Below are 2,722 nucleotides of genomic sequence, written 5' to 3'. Positions count from 1 at the left end.
ATTATTACTGCCGCATAACGATTACAAAATTACACAAAAAAATATATCTAACAAAAGTGGGAGGATTTTTTAACTTTCGCACATTCCAGTGTCAAGTGCAACACAGTTACAAATGTAGGAAAAAAACTTCATAGGGAGTTTTATAGCCTAGTTTTTTTCGAGGTCGCACATTCCAGTGTCAAGTGCAACGCAGTTACAAAGGTAGGAAAAAAACTTCATAGGGAGTTTTATAGCCTAGTTTTTTTGCGAAGCACACATTCTCAATATAAGGGCTAAAGGGTACGGTAAACTATAGTCTGGATAAATAGGTAAGTATATGGAAAGCTATAAAGATAATGTCCAAGCAATTTTATTTATGCTCTTATTTAGTTCAGTTATTTCATTCAAGAGACTATCAAAGCTTGGTGTCTCTTCGTAAATCATATCTTGAGACATGGCGACGTAATCTGATCTCCACTCATCAAGAACTTCTTTCGGTGGTACAATAGATAACTTCTGTGGAGCAAGCGTTCGGTAGTCAAAACCTTTCAGTCCTATAAACATACTACGATGCTGCACTATTGAGGCGTATAACGTTGGATCACTTAAGGCTCTTGTGGCGATTTCTGTCTTAGAAATCTTGTAGACATCGTATAGGTGCCTGCTCATTCTTTCGGATCTGATTGAGGAAAACTCCTTTTTTGCGAACTCTTCGTGTAGCAGACAAAGTTTCTCTATAAATGTTCGTTCAGGACTGACAGCTAAGACCTTAAACTCCTTTTGCACAAATGGTGTATTAGGCATATACTGCTCAATCCAAGAATTAGTCATTACACTTTCTAAAGGCTCCGACATAGAGCGTCCGCTTACTTCTATTTTAACGACAGGTTTGAGATAATCAGTCTCCTCGGAAAAAAGCGACTCATATGCAACCTCTATCACCTCTGGATCTGTAGTGGAAATAGAAGTAACATTGACACTTACTTCAAAAAGCGAAGGGTCAATTGATAGACTTGCTAACGCTTTCTCCAAATCAGTCTTTAGCATTTCTCTTGTAAAAGAGCATGAGGCTCTTCTTAGCTTGTCACTTATCTGTGTTTTAGAGAGCTGACCAGCAAACCCTAAATACTCACGATTAATTGCAATATCAATATCTTCGGAAAAGCGTTTAATCAGATTCCAACACTTACTGAGTGAAGTACCACCCTTGAAAGAGAGCTGATCCGCATAGTGTAAGGAAAATAGGGCTCGAAGTACCATAGTTACCCACCAGTCTTTCTCTATTACACTAAGAGGGATATCACCAATTCGTGGCCTGACAATTTCCAGTACTTCTCTTTGCTCCTCTTTTGATAAGTCTGTAAATATCATTGTTCTCTCAGTCTGTTTAGTTCATCTTGTATCCATTGTGGAGCCAAGTGAATATCCCTCTTATATTCTTCCTCTGAAATTGAGCGGAGATGTTTTTTTAGAATGCTCTTATGCACCTCCGTTAGATTACCTTGCCCAATCTCTCTTAAGGCAAAAACAAGCATACGTACCAACTCTGAGGTGTATGCAAAATTGTTCATATCATTAGACCTTTTCAGCTGAATGCCTCGACCCTTTCCCAGCTTTATTGTTCGTGGTGATCCATTAGTGATGTACACTACATTCATTGGGATTTGAGTTGAAAGACCTAATTTATTTAGGACATAAGTGCCAGAGGGTATAAGTGTGATTTTGTCCCTTTCTTCAATTATCCTAGCCACCTCTTCAATGGAAGGATAAATAATACCAGTCCCCCACTTGGTGTCCACCTTAGGATAATAATAGAGCCCATGAGCCAACCTCACAAGATAACCCTCTTTGGTCATGCGACTAAGCACCTGTCTTATAGCGGTGCTATCGCCACAAGGAGCAAACTGGTTAGGGTAAAGTATCGACCCTTCTCCAGAATCAATAACAGCCTCTTTGATAAGCTGATGTGTACTTTTTAATTGCTTTCCCATGTCACAAATATAGTTCATATTTGTGACATGGCAAAATGTTAAGCAACCCGCTCTTGCCTCGGCACCTTCCAGTGTCAAGTGCAACACAGTTACAAATGTAGGGAAAAAACTTCGTAGGGAGTTAGCTCATTCCATTTAAATCTTTTGACCCACCTCTGGAACTACCTCCAAGGGAGGGTACTTTTGTACGCTTCGTTTTGCGCTTACTACTGGAAATCGCACTTGACGTTCATAGTTTTACCCTTTTTATGCAGTGAAATTTGAATCTATGAACTCGAAATCTAGCATACCATCTTGAGTAGATTTTATATCTTTGCAGATATTAAATAGAGAGTTCTTTGAAGCACTGCAGAATGAAGATAGGAAAAGAAACTTGCTCGTTTCCAACTCGTAACCCTTTTGCCCTACACTCTTTCCTGCTCTATTGATTATCTGAAAGATACAAGTTTCTTGAACCTTTTGCGGGCGTAATCAGTTGCAATCAGCATCTTTGCCTTTTCCTCACTCTCGCTCAACGGCGCACGCCCCAAAAGCGTGGCATCACCGTTTTTGGCAAACTCCATCAACTTGCCGATAAACTCCTCCTGTTCAGGTGTCGGCGGAATGTTATGGAGTATCTCGTTTTTTTCGGGACGATCGATGCCTATATCCTTTGCTGTGCGGAAATCGCAAATCTCCGCATAAAAGTAATGGGGGTGAATGTAATCGACTGATTACTAATAAAAAGCAGAATATATAATCTGATAAGGTGA

The 2,722-nt window shown here is 39.8% G+C and carries 2 protein-coding genes and 1 pseudogene; all 3 read right to left on the bottom strand.

Annotated features, from left to right (window positions below; translation table 11 throughout):
* Nucleotides 1-324 precede the first annotated feature (324 nt).
* Entirely contained in the window at nucleotides 325-1,350 is a 1,026-nt protein-coding gene (locus AC1EK4_RS11850; RefSeq protein WP_007441848.1) for a nucleotidyl transferase AbiEii/AbiGii toxin family protein, read from the bottom strand.
* Complete coding sequence (locus AC1EK4_RS11845) at nucleotides 1,347-1,970, bottom strand: DUF6088 family protein (protein ID WP_004331523.1); 624 nt, start codon at nucleotides 1,968-1,970, stop codon at nucleotides 1,347-1,349. The genes AC1EK4_RS11850 and AC1EK4_RS11845 overlap by 4 nt, the downstream gene beginning before the upstream one ends.
* Nucleotides 1,971-2,398: 428 nt before the next feature.
* A pseudogene (locus AC1EK4_RS11840) lies at nucleotides 2,399-2,656 on the bottom strand (helicase); the annotation flags it as partial.
* Nucleotides 2,657-2,722 lie beyond the last annotated feature (66 nt).

This window comes from Prevotella sp. C0026C3 (assembly GCF_056590795.1).
Note: the sequence above shows the minus strand (reverse complement) of the source record. Positions and strands in the feature narration are given on the sequence as shown.